We start from the raw sequence: 15965 nt of genomic DNA on the forward strand, positions 1-15965 counted from the left end.
CCGCGACACCACCCCGACGGCATGATCACCCGTCAGCCGGGCTCGGGAGTGAGGTGGGCGAGGGCCGTCTCGGCCTGGCGCAGGAACAGCACCGCGCCCTGGGCGCCGGCCACGACCATCGCCTGGCGCAGCGGCCGCGACGCCTCTTCCACGGGGCGGCCGCAGGCGTGGAGCGCCAGTGCCCGCAGGTGCAGGTTCCTGGCCTGGAAGGCGCGCTCCCCGGTCTCGGCGGCGATCTCCTCGGCCTGGTCGAGCCGCGCCAGCGCGTCGGCGGCACGCCCGCGCCGCAGTTCCTGCTGGGCCAGCATGCCGAGGAAGCAGGGCCGGTTGAGCGCGGTGCCGGTGCGCGACAGCTCGTCCAGGCCGTACTTCAGCCGCGTGATGCCCTCCTCGGCGTCCGCGGGTTCGGCGAGCTCGGCCTCGGCCCAGCCGGCCAGGATGGTCCCCATCACGCTGATCGGGGTGATGGAGTACCGGCTGACCCGGTCGAGGGCGGCGGTGGCGTGCCGCCAGGTCAGGTGGGCGTCCCCGCGCAGCCAGGCGAGCCGCGCGGCGAAGATCGAAGTGAGGCCCTCGGGCACCGGGCTGTCCAGGGCGGCGGCCCGCTCGCGCGCCTCCTGGTCCAGGAGGTCGGCCTCGGCGTCGTCCCCGCGCAGCGCGGCCGACAGCGCGGCGATGGACCGGCCGTGAACGCGCGGGTCGTTGAACCGCAGGACGGCCGCCACCTCCCCCGCGCGGTCGGCCAGGCCGACGCTGGAGGCCAGCAGCTTGCTCGCCAGGTGCTGGTCCCCGCGGAAGAAGGTGATCATGCCCCGGCCGTGCACGGCGGCGAGCGCGGCCAGCGCGTCCTCGGTGTGCTCGGCGAGGCTCAGGGCGACGCGTTCGGCCTCGTCCAGCCGGCCGCCGTTGATCGCCGCCACGCACAGTCCCCAGGCGGCCGGAACCCACTGCGCGCTCGGCAGCGCGCTGCGCGCCGTCAGGTCGCGGGCGCGCAGGAACGCCGCGCGGGCCGGCTCGCTGGCGTACCCGTGCCGCCGGGCGAGCAGCGCACCGAGGCGCACCTGGATGCGCAGTTCCTGGTCGACGCGCTCCTGCTCGCCGGGCAGCGCCCGCGCCAGCAGCAGGGCGCGTTGCAGCAGCGTCTCGGCGTGCTCGTGGGCGAGGGAGCTCTGCGCGCGCCGCGCCGCGGCGAAGACGTGCGGGAGCGCGACCGCGGGGCCGGTCACCGGCCACGCCTCCCACAGGTGGTGGGCGATCTCGTCGACGTCGGCGCCGGACCGCAGCAGCGCGAGCCCGATCTTCTCGTGCAGCCGCGCCCGCCTCACCTGGCCGAGCTCGGCGTACACGGTCTCCCTGACCAGAGGGTGGGCGAAGCGGTAACGGCCGACGGCGGAGGGGTCCTCCACGAGCAGGCCGGTGACGACGGCGCTCTCCAGGCTCTCCAGCAGGCGCTCCTCGTCCAGCCCGGTGACGGTGGCCAGCGGCGCCATGCCGAACTCCTGCCCGGCGACGGCGGCGATCGACAGCGTCTCCCGCGCGGAGTCGGGCAGCCGGTGCCGGCGGCGGCGGATGACGTCCCGCACCCCCGCCGGGATCTCGCGCTCCAGCCGGGTGCGGATGTCCTGGTCGCTGAGGGCGCGTTCGCTCCGCAGCATGCGGGTGAGCTCGGTGACGAAGAACGGGTTGCCGCCGGTGCGCTCGTGCAGGACGGCCGGCAGCTCGGAGGGGACGGCGCCCTCGGTGCAGTTCTTCACCAGCATGGCGACGTCGTCCACGTCCAGCGGGCCGAGCTGCAGCCTGCGCGTGCGCCGCTCCCTGACCAGGGACGCCAGCAGGTCGGCGACCGGCGGGTCGTGCCGGTCGTCGCGCAGCGTGACGACCAGCAGCACCGGCGAGCGCCACAGCTCGGCGGCGAGGTAGGCGGTGAGCTGGATCGAGGGCGGGTCGGCCCAGTGCAGGTCCTCGAACACCAGCGTGAGCGGCCGCAGGGCGGCCAGCCGGACCACGACGCGGGCGATGGCGTCGTAGATGGGGACGCGGATGTGCTCGGCGGAAAGGGCCCGCAGGTGCGGGTCGGCGGGGACGGGCGCCTCCAGCAGCGCCGGGATCAGCGGGGCGAGCAGCGTGGCGTGCGGGCGGGCCGCCTCGGCGAACGCCTCGGGCAGCTCCTCCGCCAGCCGTCTGAGCAGTTGCACCCCCAGCCAGTACGGGGGCGTCGCCGCGTCCTCGACGGCGCGGCTCCACACGACGAGGGATCCGTGGGTGTCCGCCCGTTCGGCGACCGCCTCGGCCAGCCGGGTCTTGCCGATGCCCGGCTCGCCGACCAGCAGCAGCGTGCGCCCCTCCCCGTCGAGCGCGGCCTTGAGGTCGGACTCGGCGAGGCTGAGCTCCAGGCCGCGGCCGATGAGCTGTTCCGCGGGCGGGGCGGGGACGCGTTCGGGCAGGGTCACCGGGGCGAGGACGGGGGCCTCGGGGTCCAGGGAGGCGGACTGGCTGAGGATCTCGTCGAACCGGCGGCGCAGCGCCGGGCCGGGATCGATGCCGAACTGGTCCGCCAACGCCAGCCGCACCTGGTGGAAGGCGTCCAGGGCCTCCGACTGGCGCCCGGCCCGGTAGAGGGCGAGCATGCGCAGGGCCACGAGGCTCTCGCGCAGCGGGTGGTCGGCGGTCAGCCTCTCCAGGGCCTCCAGCACCTCGTGGTGCAGCCCGAGGGCCAGCAGGCTCTCGGCGTGGGTCTCCATCGCGATCAGGCGCAGGTCGCCCAGCCGCTCGCCCTCCTGGCGGGCGAAGGCGTACTCGGCGAGGTTCTCGTACGGCGTGCCCCGCCACAGGGCGAGCGCCCCTTCCAGGACGGTGCGGGCGTCCCAGGGCCGGCTCCTGCCCAGCAGCTTCCTGCCCTGCCTGACGGCGTCCTCGAAGACCAGCGCGTCGACCTGTTCGCGGGCGACGGCCAGCATGTACCCGGGCGGCTGGGTGACGATGACGCGGGGAGGCTCGCGGGGCCCCCTGGACGGCTCGACGATGGTGCGCAGGTTGGACACGTACGCCTGCACGGTGCCGGTCGCGGTCGGAGGCGGCGAGCATTCCCACAGCTCTTCGATGATGCGGTCGAGGGACATCACCTGGCCCGCGCGGGTGAGGAGCACCGCGAGGACGGCCCGCTGTTTCCGGGGGCCGAGCGGCACCGGCCGGCCCTCCTCGGAGACCTCGAGCTGTCCAAGGACACGGAACTCCATCGAACCCCCTTGACCGGCCTTATCCGTTCACGTCATGCATAGGCCGTCCGCGCCGCCGGGACAAGCGGATATACGGTCATCGATCCGGCACGGCTCCGTTCATGGCATCACGGCCTCCATGGCACCACGATCCCGACGAACGGCACTAATCACTTACTAAAAATTTCAAGCGTCCTACAAGGCCCGCCCAGCAGGCTCGGGAGCCGGCGCACCAAGCGCCCCTCGGGGGGAACACGGGGATGACCGACACTACGGAGGAAGGCTGTGAGCGGGGCACAGATGCAGATGACCCGGATCGCGGGGGGCGAACCGGAGTCGTCGCTGCGAGCCGGGGAAAGCTCGTTGCACACCGACGGCGACCTGCGCACCGGCCGCCGATGGTTCGAGGCGGCCTACCGGGCCGCGCAACGCCGCGGCGACGGGGACGCGATGGCCCGCGCCGCGCTCGGGCTCGGCGGCCTCTGGGTGCACGAGCACCGCACGGCCGCCGACGCGGCGAACGTCCGGGTGCGCCAGCGGCACGCGCTGGCGCTCGCCGACCCGGCCTCCTCTCCCGCGCTGCGGCTGCGGGCCAGGCTGACCGGCGAGGACGACTACCGCACCGGCGGGCACGCCGCGATCCTCACCGTCGTCGCGCAGGCCAGGCAGGCGGGCGACCCGGTGGCGCTCGCCGAGGCGCTGAGCCTGGCCCACCACTGCGTCCTCGGCCCCGGCCACGAGGCGCTGCGGCGGCGCCTGGCCCAGGAACTGATCGAGGTCGCCTCGGTCACCGGCCGGCACGGGGACCTGCTGATGGGACTGCTGTGGCGCACGGTCGACGCCTTCGCCGAGGCCGACCCGCACGTCGAGCGCCGCCTGCGGGAGCTGCGGGCCCTGCTCGAACAGCACGACCACCTGGCCGTCTCGTTCGTGGTCAGGGCGATGGAGGTGATGCTGAGCATCCGCGCCGGCCGGTTCGCCGAGGCCGAGACCCTCGCCGCCGCGTGCGCGGCCCGGGGCGCCGAGGCCGGCGACATCGACGCGCTCGGCTGGCACCGGGCGCAGCTCGGCACCATCCGCTGGTACCAGGGCAGGGCGTCCGAGCTGGTCGGGGTGCTGACGGACCTGGCCGGCTCGCCCGAGCTAAGCGCGATGGACAACTCCACGTTCGCGGGCCTCGCGGTCGCGGCCGCCTCGGCGGGCGACCGGCACCTCGCGGCCGCCATGCTCGCCCGCCTGTGCGGCCAGGACCTGGCCGACCTGCCGCGCTCCAGCAGCTGGCTGATGGCCATGTACGGGGTCGTCGAGGCGGCGCACCTGCTCGCCGACACCCGGCTGTCCGCCCAGGCGTACACCCTGCTCGCCCCGTTCGCCCACCTGCCGGTGGTCGTCAGCCTGGGAGCGGCCTGCCTGGGGTCGGTGCACCACTGCCTCGGAGTCGCCTCGCTCACCGTCGGCGACCTCGACCGGGCCGTGGAGCACCTGCGGGCCGCCGTCCAGGGCAACCTGGCCATCGGGCACCGGCCGGCGGTCGTGCTGTCCCGGGCGCGGCTCGGGCAGGCGCTCGCGCTGCGCCACGGGCCCCGTGACGAGGCCGCGCGCCGGCAGCTCGCCCTGGCCGCCCAGGAAGCGGCCGTGCTCGGCATGAGCGTGCCCGGCGGCGGGCCCGGCACGGGCGCCCGTCCCTCCGCCGGCGGGCGGCGCGCGACGGGCGCCGTGTGCCGGCGGCGCGGCGAGCAGTGGCTGGTCGAGCTCGGCGGCCGGACCGCGGTCGTGGACCACGGCGTCGGCATGAGTCACCTGGCCGTCCTGATCGCCAACCCGGGCTACGAGGTCCCCGCCGTCGACCTGGCCGCGGGCCCCCGCTCCCGGGACGCCGGCACGGCCTGGTCGTCCGGCCAGCCGGTGCTGGACGAGGCGGCCAGGCGCACCTACAAGGAGCGCCTGTCACGCCTCGAGGCGGAGATCGAGGAGCACGAGGCGATGAACGACCACGAACGCGCCGCCGCCTCGCGCGCCGAGCGCGACTGGCTGGTCGCCGAGCTCGCCTCCGCGGCCGGCCTGGCCGGCCGCGCCCGCGAGTTCGCCGGCGGCGAGGAACGCGCCCGGATCGCCGTCGGCAAGGCCATCCGCCGCGCCCTCAACCGCATCACCGAGGCCGATCCCGTCCTCGGCGGCCAGCTCCGCGCCACCGTCCACACCGGCCTTCTCTGCTCCTACAACCCCGCATAGCCGGGCGTCCGCGCACGCCACAGGGCCGGTCCCCTCTAGGGACCGGCCCTTTCCCGCGCCTTGCCCCCTCCCCCCGCCCGCCGTCTGGTGGCGGGCGGGGGGACGGGGCGACGGTCAGCGGGTGAGGAGGGCCGAGGGCTCGGCGCGCAGGGAGCGCGGGCCCAGCCGGAGCGCGGCGGTGAACGCCTCGCCCACGGCGCGGGCCGCGGCCGCCGGGACCTGGTCCGGCCGGTGGGCCAGGCGCACCTCGCAGCCGCCGCCGTCGTCCGGCCACACCCCGGTGACCAGGTCGCAGGTGGCGTCCACGGCCTCGGGACGGCGGAACTCCGCGGCGCACCCGGCCAGCCGCAGCCTCGGCTGCCGGTCGTGCAGGCTGAACATGACCCGGTACAGCGGGTTCGACATGCCTTCCCGCACCGGGTTGACCAGGTCCACGACCTCGCTGAACGGCACGTCGGCCGCGGCGAGCGCCGCCCCCGCGGCGTCCCTGGCCTGCCCGATCAGCGCGTCCGCGTCGCCGGCGAGACCGGGACGCAGCCGCACGCAGACCGTGTCGATCAGGCAGGTCAGGGCGTCCTTGAGCACCGGCCCGCCGCGCCGCGCCACCGGGGTGCCGACCGTCAGATCGCCCTCGCCGGTGACCCGGTACAGGACGTCGGCGTACGCGGCGAGCAGCACCGCGAACCTGGTGGTGCCGTGGGCGCGGGCGGCACGGTCCCACACGGCCAGTTCCTCGGCGGTGACCCGCCAGGACAGCCCGCCCGTCGCCGGGCGCTCGTCCGCGAGCAGGTCGAAGGCCACCGGGACCCGCGGCACCGCCGGCCTGGGCAGGCCGCGCAGGGCCGAGCGCCAGTACTCGCGCTGGACGGCCAGGTCCGACTGCCGGAGCTGCCGCCGGTACTCGGTGACCACCTCCGCCAGCGTCGGAGCGGCGCCCAGCCCGCAAGGCCGGTCCACGCCGGACCGCCCGTCCCCGGGCCGGGCGCCCTGAGACGGTTCTACGTCGGCGTGCCCGTTCCGTGAGCGGCCGGCCTCGGACGGGTCCGCGCCGGGCCGTCCGTGCTCGCCGAGCCGGGAGCGGTAGGCGGCCGACAGGTCGGCGCACAGGACCTCCTGCGACCATTCGTCGAAGGCGACGTGGTGCACCGCCAGCCCGAACAGCGTGCGCCCGGAGCCGGCGGCGCGCACCAGCCCCGCGCGCCACACCTCGCCCTCCGCCAGGTCCAGAGGGCGGGAGAGCGCCGCGTCCAGCGCCCGCCAGGCCGCCTCCTCGTACAGCTCGTCGGGCAGCACCCGCCACTCCGTGGAAGCTCCGCCGGTCACGACCGCCACCGCGTCGTCGTCGAAGACGTACCGCGCCCGCAGCGCCTCGTGCCGTGCGGTCACGTCCCGCACCGCGCCCGCGAGCGCCCGCTCGTCCACCGGCCCGTCCAGCCACCACGCCATCCGGCACAGGCCGGACACGTCGCCGGGGTCGATGAGGTGCCTGAGCAGGAAGCCGACCTGCATCGGCATCAGCGGCACGCGCGCCGGGTCCACCGCCTCCTCGGGGACGTCCTCGGCCGCCGCGGCGACGGGCCGCTCCAGCCACCCGGCGAGCGCGTCCACCTCGGGGGTGCGGAACAGCTGCGATATCGGCACGGCCGTGCCGAACCGGGCCTCCACCCGCGTGCACAGCCGCATCGCGTCCAGCGAGTCGCCGCCCAGGGCGAAGAACGGGACGTCCCCCGGCACGTGCGCGACCCCGAGCACCTCGGCGTACACGGCGGCCAGCTCGGCACGCAGGGACCCCTGCCCGGCGACGCCCGCCGCCGCCTCCAGCGCGCCGCCCCCGGCCGGCGGGCCCGGGCGGGGGACGGCGGAGGTCATGGCCAGCAGGGCCGGCTGGTCCAGCTTGCCGGTCGGGGTGAGCGGGATGTGCCGCACCTCGCGCACCTCGTCCGGCACCAGGTAGCCGGGCAGCCGGCGGCGCAGCAGCGCCGTCAGGCCCGCTGGGTCGACGCCCGCGCCGGCGGCGGAGCGGTAGAACAGGACCAGGCGGCGGAAGGTCCCGTCCTCCTCGACCGGCACGGCGGCGCACCAGCCCACCCCGGTCACCTCGCCGGCGGCGCGCTCGATCTCGCCCGGCTCGATCCGGTTCCCGCGGATCTTCACCTGGCGGTCCGCGCGGCCGGCGAAGTGCAGCAGGCCCGTGTCGGACCAGTGGCCGAGGTCGCCGGTGCGGTAGACCCGCGTGGGGACGCCGTCGAGATCCACGGTGGTGAACTTCCGCGAGGTCAGGCCGGGATCGCCGAGGTACTCCACCGCCAGGCCGTCGCCGGCGATGCAGATCTCCCCCCGCTCCCCCACCGCGCAGGGACGGTCGTCGCCGGAAAGGACGTGCACCGCGGTGTTGGCCACCGGACGGCCGATCGGCACCTGCGCGTGCGCGCCGAGGTCGTCCAGGGTGATCGGGTGCGTCGTGGCGAAGATCGTGCTCTCGACCGGCCCGTACGCGTTGACCAGCCGGATCCCGGGATGGCGCGTGAGGAAGCGCCGGACGTGCGAGACCGACAGGCGCTCCCCGCCGGTCATCACCTGCCGCACTCCCTCGAACGCCGCCGGGTCCTCATCGACGTACAGGTTGAACAGCGAGGCGGTCAGCCACAGGGTGTCGACGCCGTGGCGGGCGACCATCTCGCGCAGCCGCCCGGGCAGCAGGTGCTCGCCGTGGACGAGCACCGAGGTCCCGCCGTTCATCAGCGTGCTCCACAGTTCCAGGTTGAAGGCGTCCCACGGCAGCGGGGCCGCCTGGGGCATCACCGTGTGCGCGCCGAAGTCGGCGAACGCGCAGTCCTGGAACAGGCGGACGGTGCCGCAGTGCGGTGACACGACGCCTTTGGGGGCGCCGGTCGTGCCGGAGGTGAAGAAGATGGACGCGGGCGCGTCCCCGGCCACGGCGACCGGCTCGTGCGCCCGCGCCGTGGCGGCCACCTCCGCCAGGTCGGCCGCCGGGGGCGCCCACACCGGCACCGGCCAGCCTTCGGCGCCACCGTCCCTGGTGCCGCCGTCCTGAGAGCCGCCGTCCCCGGTGCCGTTCGCCCGAGAGCCGCCGTCCCCGGCGCCCTCGGCACGGGAGCCGCCGGCCCCGCCGCCGTCCGGGCCCGCCGGGCCCGTCGGGTCCGTCGGGTCCGGACGGTCGGTGACGACGATGGAGCCGCACTGCCGGGCCAGGGCGGTGAGGCGGGCGGCCGGCCAGCGGGGATCCAGCGCGGCGTACGCGGCGCCGCGCTTGAGGACGGCCAGCAGCACCGCCACCAGCCGCGCCGACCGGGGGAGCACGACCGGGACCGTCATCCCCGGCCCCACCCCCGCCTCGGCCAGGCGCACGGCGTACTCCTCCGACGCCGCGTCCAGCGCGCCGTAGGTCACCCGCACCTCGCCGTCGACCAGCGCGACCGCGTCAGGCCGCCGGGCCGCCTGTTCCCGGACGAGTTCGTGGATGGTGTCCACGCGGTACGGCAGCGCCGTCGCGTTCCATCGTGGATCCGGCCTCATGTCAGCACCCCCATCCTTCCTGGCAGGTGCCGAGCAGCGTGCGCAGCCGCTCGGCGAGCACGGCGACGGCCGGGGGCCGCATGACCGAGTGGTGGTCGCCGGGGACGAGTTCGACGCTGAGCCGCGCACCGGCGAGCCCGGTCCAGCCGAACGCGGCGTCCTGCCCGGCGTCGAGCTCGCGCACCGGCCGGTAGAGCACCACGGGATGGTCGAGGGTCTCTCCGGGGGTGAAGGCGCGCAGGTAGTCGTGCACCGCCAGGATGTTGTTCTTGTAGACCCGCAGCAGCCAGCCCAGTTGCTCCGGCCCGGCGTCGGCCGGCAGCACGTCGTGGCGCCGGGCGAGGTCGAGCAGGTGCACGAGCCGCTGCTCCTCGGTCAGCTCGGCCAGGTCGGCGCGGGTGTCCTCGATGCCGAAGTGCCAGGCGAAGCGCTTGAGCAGCGTCGTGTCGTCCAGGTCCGCGCCCGGGCCGCCGGCCGCCTCCTCCGCGCGCAGGCCCGCGGCGGCGGTGGCCGGGGACTCGCTGTCGATGAGCACCAGCACGCCGGTGCGCTGACCCTGGGCGCGCAGCACGCGGGTCATCTCGAAGGCGATGATCCCGCCCAGGCACCACCCGCCGATCAGGTACGGCCCCTCCGGCTGGATCCGGCGCATGCACTCGACGTACCGGGTGGCCATCTCCGTCAGGGTCGGCAGGGGCTCCTGGACCCCGTCCAGGCCGAGCGACTGCATGCCGTGGAACGGCTGGTCGGCGCCCAGGTTGCGGGCCAGGTCCAGGTAGCCCAGCGTGGTGCCGCCGCCCGCGTGGACGCAGAAGAACGGCCTGCGCGCGCCGAGCGCCTGGATCGGCACGGCGATCGGGTCCCGGGTGACCGGGCCGGCGCCGCCATCGCCGTCCCCGGCGATCCCGGCGTCCTGCCCGGCCGTACGGATGAGGCGGGCCATCGCCGCCACCGTGCCGTCGGTGAACAGGGACGCGAGCGGAAGGTTGTGCCCGGTCCGCCGGCGGATCTGCGCGATGAGCCGCACGGCCAGCAACGAGTTGCCGCCCGCCTCGAAGAAGTCGTCGGTCACGCCGAGCGGGCGGGTGCGCAGCGTGTCCCGCCAGATGGCGAGCAGGCGCGCCTCCTCCTCGTCCCGGGGCTCCACGACCTGCCGTTCCCGCGCACCGGCCACGGGCGCCCTGGCGAGCAGGGCCGCCCGGTCGACCTTGCCGTTCGGGGTGAGCGGCAGCGCGTCCATCGTCTCCACCGTGGCGGGGACCATGTGGTCGGGCAGGCGTTCGAGCAGGAACTCCCGAAGGCCCGGTACCTCGCCGGGGCCGTCGGCGCCGCAGGCGCGGCGGACGACGACGTAGGCGGCGAGCTGCCGGTCGCCCGCGGCGTCCTCGCGGGCCAGCACGGCGACGTCGCGGACCCGCGGATGCGTGCGGACCACGGCCTCGACCTCGGCCGGCTCCACGCGGAACCCGCGCACCTTGACCTGGTCGTCGACCCGGCCGAGGAACTCGTGCGCGCCGCCGGGCAGCCGCCGCACCCGGTCGCCCGTGCGGTACATCCGCCCGTCCGGGTCTGCGCCGGAGTGGTCGGGCAGGAAACGTTCGGCGGTGAGGCCGGGCCGGTTGAGGTAGCCGCGCGCCACCTGCGGCCCGGCGATGTACGCCTCGCCCGGCACCCAGTCGGGGACCGGGGTGAGCGACGGGTCGAGCACCAGCACCCTGGTCCGGCCGAGGGGACGGCCGATGGGCACGGTCCGGCACCGCGGGTCCATGCCGTCCGCGGTGACGGCGTGCGTGGTCGCGCCGACGGTCGTCTCGGTCGGGCCGTAGTGGTTGACCACCGCGCAGGACGGCGCGAGCGACTCCACGCGGTCGACCAGGTCCGGCTGGCAGGGCTCGCCGCCGAGCACCAGCGCCGCGCGGGGCAGCAGGTCGCTCGGCCGGGTCGCCGCGTCCAGCAGGGCGCGCAGGTGGGACGGGACGATCTTCATGCGGTCGACCGGCTCGCGCCGCAGGTAGGCGGCCAGTCCGTCGGGATCCGAGGCGCGGTCCTTGGTGATCAGGTGGAGCGTCCCGCCGTTGCAGAGGGCGTGGAACAGCGCCGTGTTGCCGAGGTCGGAGGCCAGCGACGAGACCATGGCGAAGCCGCCTGCCACGGGCGCTCCGAGCGCGGCGGTCAGCCCGGCCACGTAGTGCGCGAGCTGGTCGTGCTCGATGACCACGCCCTTGGGCGTCCCCGTCGTCCCCGAGGTGTAGATCACGTACGCGGGCGCGTGCCGCTCGGGCCGCGGCCGGGAACGGTCCGGAGCCGCCGCGCCCGGGGCGTGCGGTGGGTCCAGGTGGACGGCGCGGGCGCCCGCGGGGAGCCGGGAGGCCAGGTGGGCCTGGGTGAGCACCGGTCCCGCGCCGATGTCGTCGAGCAGGAAGGCCAGCCGCTTGGCCGGCGTGACCGGCTCGACGGGCACGTACGCGGCACCCGCGAGCAGGACGCCGAGCACGCCGGCGATGGCGTCAAGGCCCCGGTCGGCGAACAGCGGCACCAGGTCGCCGGGCCGCACACCGGCGTCCGCGAGCCGGGCGGCGACCCGCCGGGCGTGGTCGCGCAGCTCGGCGTAGGTGAGGCGCTCCTCCTCGCAGACCACGGCGACGGCGTCCGGCCTGGTGGCGGCGTGCCGCTCGAACAGCTCGTGCACCAGCTCGGGGTCACCAGCGGTGCCGGTCGCGATGCCGGTCGCGATGCCGGTCGCGGTGCCGGTCGCGGTGCCGGTGGCCTCGCCGGCCAGGCGCAGCAGGCCGACGGGGGTCCCGGGCTCCGCGCTCGCGTGGGCGATGAGGGCGGTGAGGGCCGCCCCGAGCCCGGCGACGTCCGCGCGGTCGTACCGCCGCGGGCAGTGGCGCAGGGTCAGGCGCACGGTCCCGGCCAGCTCCACACAGCGGAGCTCCAGCGGGTGACGCCCGGGCCCCTGGTCGATCGCCGCGATCGTGAAACCGGGCTCTCCGGCGGGCGGCGCCGTGACGGCCTGGTAGGCGAACCCCACGGGGTGGGCCGGGGACGCCGTCTCACCGGCCGGCCCCGCGGGGTCGGTCCCCCCGCCCGCGCGCCCGGCCGTCCCTGTGAGCCCGCCCACCGGCGCCGGCGTCCCGGCAGGGCCGTCCGCCGGAGCGGCCTGTCCTGACGGCGTGGCGCCCGAGAGGCCGGACGGGCGTGGCGCGGCGTCCAGACGGGCGGTCTCGCGGGCCAGATCCGAGAACGCGAGGGTCTCCGGCACCTCCAGGCTCAGGGGCGCGTCGTGGGTCAGCGGCCCGACCACGTCGCGCGCCTCGGTGGCGTCGCGGCCGTCCGCGGCCACGGTCAGGACCATCGACTGCTGCCGCGTGTAGCGGTAGAGGGTCGCGGCCCAGGAGGCGGCGAGCAGCGCCCGCACGGGGACCTCCAGCCGCTCGGCGGCCAGGCGCGCCCGGCTCCACGCCGCCGCGCCGATCTCCACGGCCACCTCGCCGGTCCCGGGAGCGCCCACGGGGTCCGGGACCGCCACCGTCCGCAGGAAAGGCAGCCGGGGCGGGCCCGCCGCCGCGGGAGCGGCGCCGGCCTCGGGAGGCGAAGGCAGGTCGTTCAGCCACTCCGACAGGTCCGCGTACTGCCAGCGGTCGGCGGCGTCGGAGAGGGGCTCGCCGCGGTACAGAGCGGCGAGCTCGTGGACCAGACGCTCCATGGCGGGGCCGTCGGCGCACAGGAGCGGTAATCGCAGCAGCAACGTGTGCCGCCGCGCGCTCTCCCGGCGCACGGCCACCGACAGCAGACCGCCGGCCGTCAGGTCGAGCGGCCGCCCCGCCCAGCGGGCCACGGGGTCGTCCCCGTCCGTCACGGTCCCCGCCCACGGGGCCGAGGGGTCATCGTCTCCGCCCGGCGCGGTCCCGGACCGGAGCGCTCTGGCGTCGTCGTGTCCGTCCGGATCGGGTGCGGCCGGGGGGAGGTCCTCCAGCGGGACGCCGGCCGTGGCGCTGATCACCTGTACCGGCAGGGTCAGCCCGGGAACGGCGTGGAACCCGGTCCGCAGGATCTCGTGCCGGCGTACGAGCTCGGCGATCGCCCGGCGCAGGACGCCGCGGTCGAGGTCGCCGTCGATCCGCACGGCGCAGACGATCGACGGCGCGGGCGCGCCCTCGCCGCCCGCCCGTACCCAGGTGTCGCGCTGCTGCGGCGACAGCGGGAAGCCCTCCAGCGCCTCGAACGCCTCGGACGCCTCGAATGACGTGGTCACTTTGTCTCCTCCTGCACAACCGGGCCGATGAAGTCGAATGCGGGGTACGACGCGGTCACTTGCTCTCCTCGTGCTCGCCGCCGGCGGCGGGGGACCCGGGCACGGGGTTGGGGTCGGTCATGGCGACCAGCACCTTGCGCGGCCCCTCGTAGGGGCGGCGGCCGTGGGACATCAGCACGTTGTCGATCAGCAGGACCTCGCCGGCGCTCCACGGCTCGGCCACGATCTCGGCGGCGAACGCCGCCCTGACCTCCTCAAGCGCGGACTCCTCGATCGGCGTGCCGTCGCCGTACAGCGCGTTGCGGGGCAGGTCCTCCTCGCCCGAGGAGGCGAGCAGCGACTCGCGCACCTCGGCGGGCAGGCTGGAGGGATGGAACAGGTGGGCCTGGTTGAACCAGGCGGCCTCGCCGGTCACCGGGTGGGACACCACGGCCTGGCAGACCTGCCAGGTGCGCAGCCGGCCCCCGTCGAACCACTCATAGGAGATCCCGAGATCGCGGAAGCTCCGCTCGGCCTCCTCGCGGTCGTCGGTCTCGAAGGCGCGCTGCCACGACAGGTCCAGCCCGCCGCCGTAGTTGCGCACGTACCGCACCCCACGCTCGGCGAAGCGCGCCCGCAGGACCGGGTCGATGCGGCGCAGGACGCGGCGGCTGTCGGCCAGCGGCGTCTCACCGCCGGCGGCCGCCGGGTACTGGCAGTAGAACCAGAGCTTCATCGGCCACCGGGTGGAGTAGGCCATCTCGTTGTGCTGAGGGATGGTCTGGTCCGGCGGGTACTCCGTGGAGGTGTAGACGCCGCCCTTCTCGCGGCTGCGCGGGGTCGAGCCGTACACGTAGTTCAGCAGCTCGGGCGACAGGGCGCTGGAGACCGACTCGAACGCGGCGGCGGTGGTGACGTCGAACCCCTGGAAGCGGATCGCGCCCCGCTCGCCGAGCAGCCGTTCGACCCGTTCGTGGTTGTCCTTGAGCCAGCGTGCCAGGTCCACGCCGGGGACGCGGGGGCGGACCAGGACCGACAGGCCCCCCTCGGTGTCGATGGTGACCAGGTCCAGTTCGGAGAGCCGGATCGCGCGGCGGCGCGGCGCCCGGGTGGGCGCGCTCTCGCTCGGGGCGGTCAGGCCGGTCGTCTCAGTGGTCATTGTTGCCTCCGGGAATAGTGATGGGTGAGGGCCGGTCGGATGCCGCCATGGACGGCGGCAGGTGCGATCTCAGCCGCGCGAGCGGGGAGACCAGGACGATGACGACGGGGACGGCCAGGCCGGCTCCCGCCACCAGGACGGCCGTGCGCAGCCCGGCATGGTCGCCGAGCAGGCCGCCGGCGAGCGCGCCGAGCGGCATCGTGCCGAAGACCAGGAAACGCATGGTCGCGTTGGCCCGCCCGAGGATGCGGGGCGGGGTGATGAGCTGGCGCAGGGTGACCACCGCGACGTCGAAGAGCGGGACGCCGCCGAGGAGCAGCATCAGGGCCGCCACCGCCCAGGCCACGCGCAGCGCGTACGGCCCGTCCACCGGGGCCAGCAGCAGGCCGCCGGCGGCGGTCACCGCCAGGCCCGCGGTGAGGGTGGGCCCGTAGCCGGCGCGCCGGATCAGCCGCTGCGCGACCGCGGCGCCCAGCACCGCGCCGAGGCTGCCGAGGCCGAGGACGAGCCCGATGACGGCCGGGGCCAGCCGGAGCTCGGTGAGGACGTACAGCACGAGGATGGCCAGCAGGATGTTGCCGAAGAAGTTGGCCACCGCCGCCGCGAGCACGTTCCACCGCAGCAGGGGGTGGCCGAGGACGAACCGCAGCCCCTCCCGCATCTCCCCCGCGACCGACCCCGCGACCGACCGACCTGCGACCGACCCCGCGACCGACTCCGGCCCGGCCCCCGGGCCGGTCGTGGCCGCCGTCCCCGCGCCGGTCCCTGACGCGGCGTGCGCGCCGCCCGGGCCCGTGCGCTCGTCCACCTTGAGGCGGCCGAGCAGCGTCGCCGAGAGCAGGAAGGACACCACGTCGGCGACGATCGCGACCGGCGCGGTCACCGCCTGCACCAGCACGCCGCCGAGGCCCGGGCCGACGGCCTCGGCCGACGCCCTGCTGACCTCCAGCTTGCCGTTGCCGTCGGCCAGTTGCGCGGCCGCGGCCAGGCTCGGCATGAACGACTGGGCGGCGACCTCGGACAGCACGGTCATCGTGCCGACGACGAAGGTGACGGCGTAGAGCTGCCCGACCGTGAGGACGCCGAGCCAGGCGGCCACCGGGATCCAGGCCAGGACCGCCGCCCGTACCAGGTCGGCCGCGACCAGCAGCGGACGGCGCCGGGCCCGGTCGGCCAGCGCCCCGGCGAGCAGCCCGAACAGCAGCCACGGCGCGCGGCCGAGCGCGGCGAGCAGGCCCACCTCGAACGGTCCGGCGTCCAGCGTGAGGACGGCCAGCAGCGGGAGCGCGACGAGGCTGACCTGGCTGCCGATCAGCGAGATCGTCTGGCCGGTCCAGAACTGCCGGAAGCCCGCCTCCCGCAGGACACCACGCACGGGGAGCGACGCCTCCACCGTGGCCGCGGTGTGGACTCCCTCCCCCCGTCCCCTCTCGCCGGCGATCACGCCTTGGTCCGGTTCCGCGATGCCCATCGCTCCGCCTCTCCCCTCGATGCCGGTGATCTGTGGCGTGCGGGAGCGCCGGGCACGCCGTTCGCGTGGTGACGCGCGCGGCCCCGTCCACCCCCGTGAGGCGCCCTTGGCCGC

Annotated in this window: 6 protein-coding genes; 1 reads left to right on the forward strand and 5 read right to left on the reverse strand. The window is 75.9% G+C overall.

The window, feature by feature from the left end; genetic code table 11:
• Positions 1-32 precede the first annotated feature (32 nt).
• Positions 33-3236, reverse strand: a complete 3204-nt coding sequence (locus ACWEN6_RS34240; RefSeq protein WP_452576115.1) for a BTAD domain-containing putative transcriptional regulator — start codon at positions 3234-3236, stop codon at positions 33-35.
• Between the two features lie 264 nt (positions 3237-3500).
• Between ACWEN6_RS34240 and ACWEN6_RS34245 the strand changes: the two genes are divergently transcribed.
• A complete protein-coding gene (locus tag ACWEN6_RS34245) occupies positions 3501-5447 on the forward strand; it encodes a hypothetical protein (RefSeq protein WP_452576117.1) in 1947 nt (648 codons plus the stop codon).
• A 114-nt stretch (positions 5448-5561) separates the two neighbouring features.
• On the opposite strand, the gene ACWEN6_RS34250 is transcribed toward ACWEN6_RS34245, so the two are convergent.
• The 4 genes from ACWEN6_RS34250 to ACWEN6_RS34265 are packed head-to-tail and all read right to left on the reverse strand — an operon-like array spanning position 5562 to position 15851.
• Positions 5562-8984 carry an AMP-binding protein gene (locus tag ACWEN6_RS34250; RefSeq protein WP_452576119.1) on the reverse strand — a complete coding sequence of 1141 codons (3423 nt, stop codon included), beginning with the start codon at positions 8982-8984 and terminating at the stop codon, positions 5562-5564.
• Position 8985: 1 nt separating this feature from the next.
• On the reverse strand, positions 8986-13242 hold the full coding sequence (locus tag ACWEN6_RS34255) for a non-ribosomal peptide synthetase (protein ID WP_452576121.1): 4257 nt from the start codon (positions 13240-13242) through the stop codon (positions 8986-8988).
• 55 nt (positions 13243-13297) lie between these two features.
• The gene (locus ACWEN6_RS34260; RefSeq protein ID WP_452576123.1) at positions 13298-14380 is read right to left on the reverse strand and encodes a TauD/TfdA family dioxygenase; all 1083 of its coding nucleotides are present in this window, start codon (positions 14378-14380) and stop codon (positions 13298-13300) included.
• Entirely contained in the window at positions 14370-15851 is a 1482-nt protein-coding gene (locus tag ACWEN6_RS34265; protein WP_452576125.1) for an MFS transporter, read from the reverse strand. The genes ACWEN6_RS34260 and ACWEN6_RS34265 overlap by 11 nt, the downstream gene beginning before the upstream one ends.
• Positions 15852-15965 lie beyond the last annotated feature (114 nt).

It is taken from the genome of Sphaerisporangium sp. NPDC004334, from assembly GCF_053602655.1.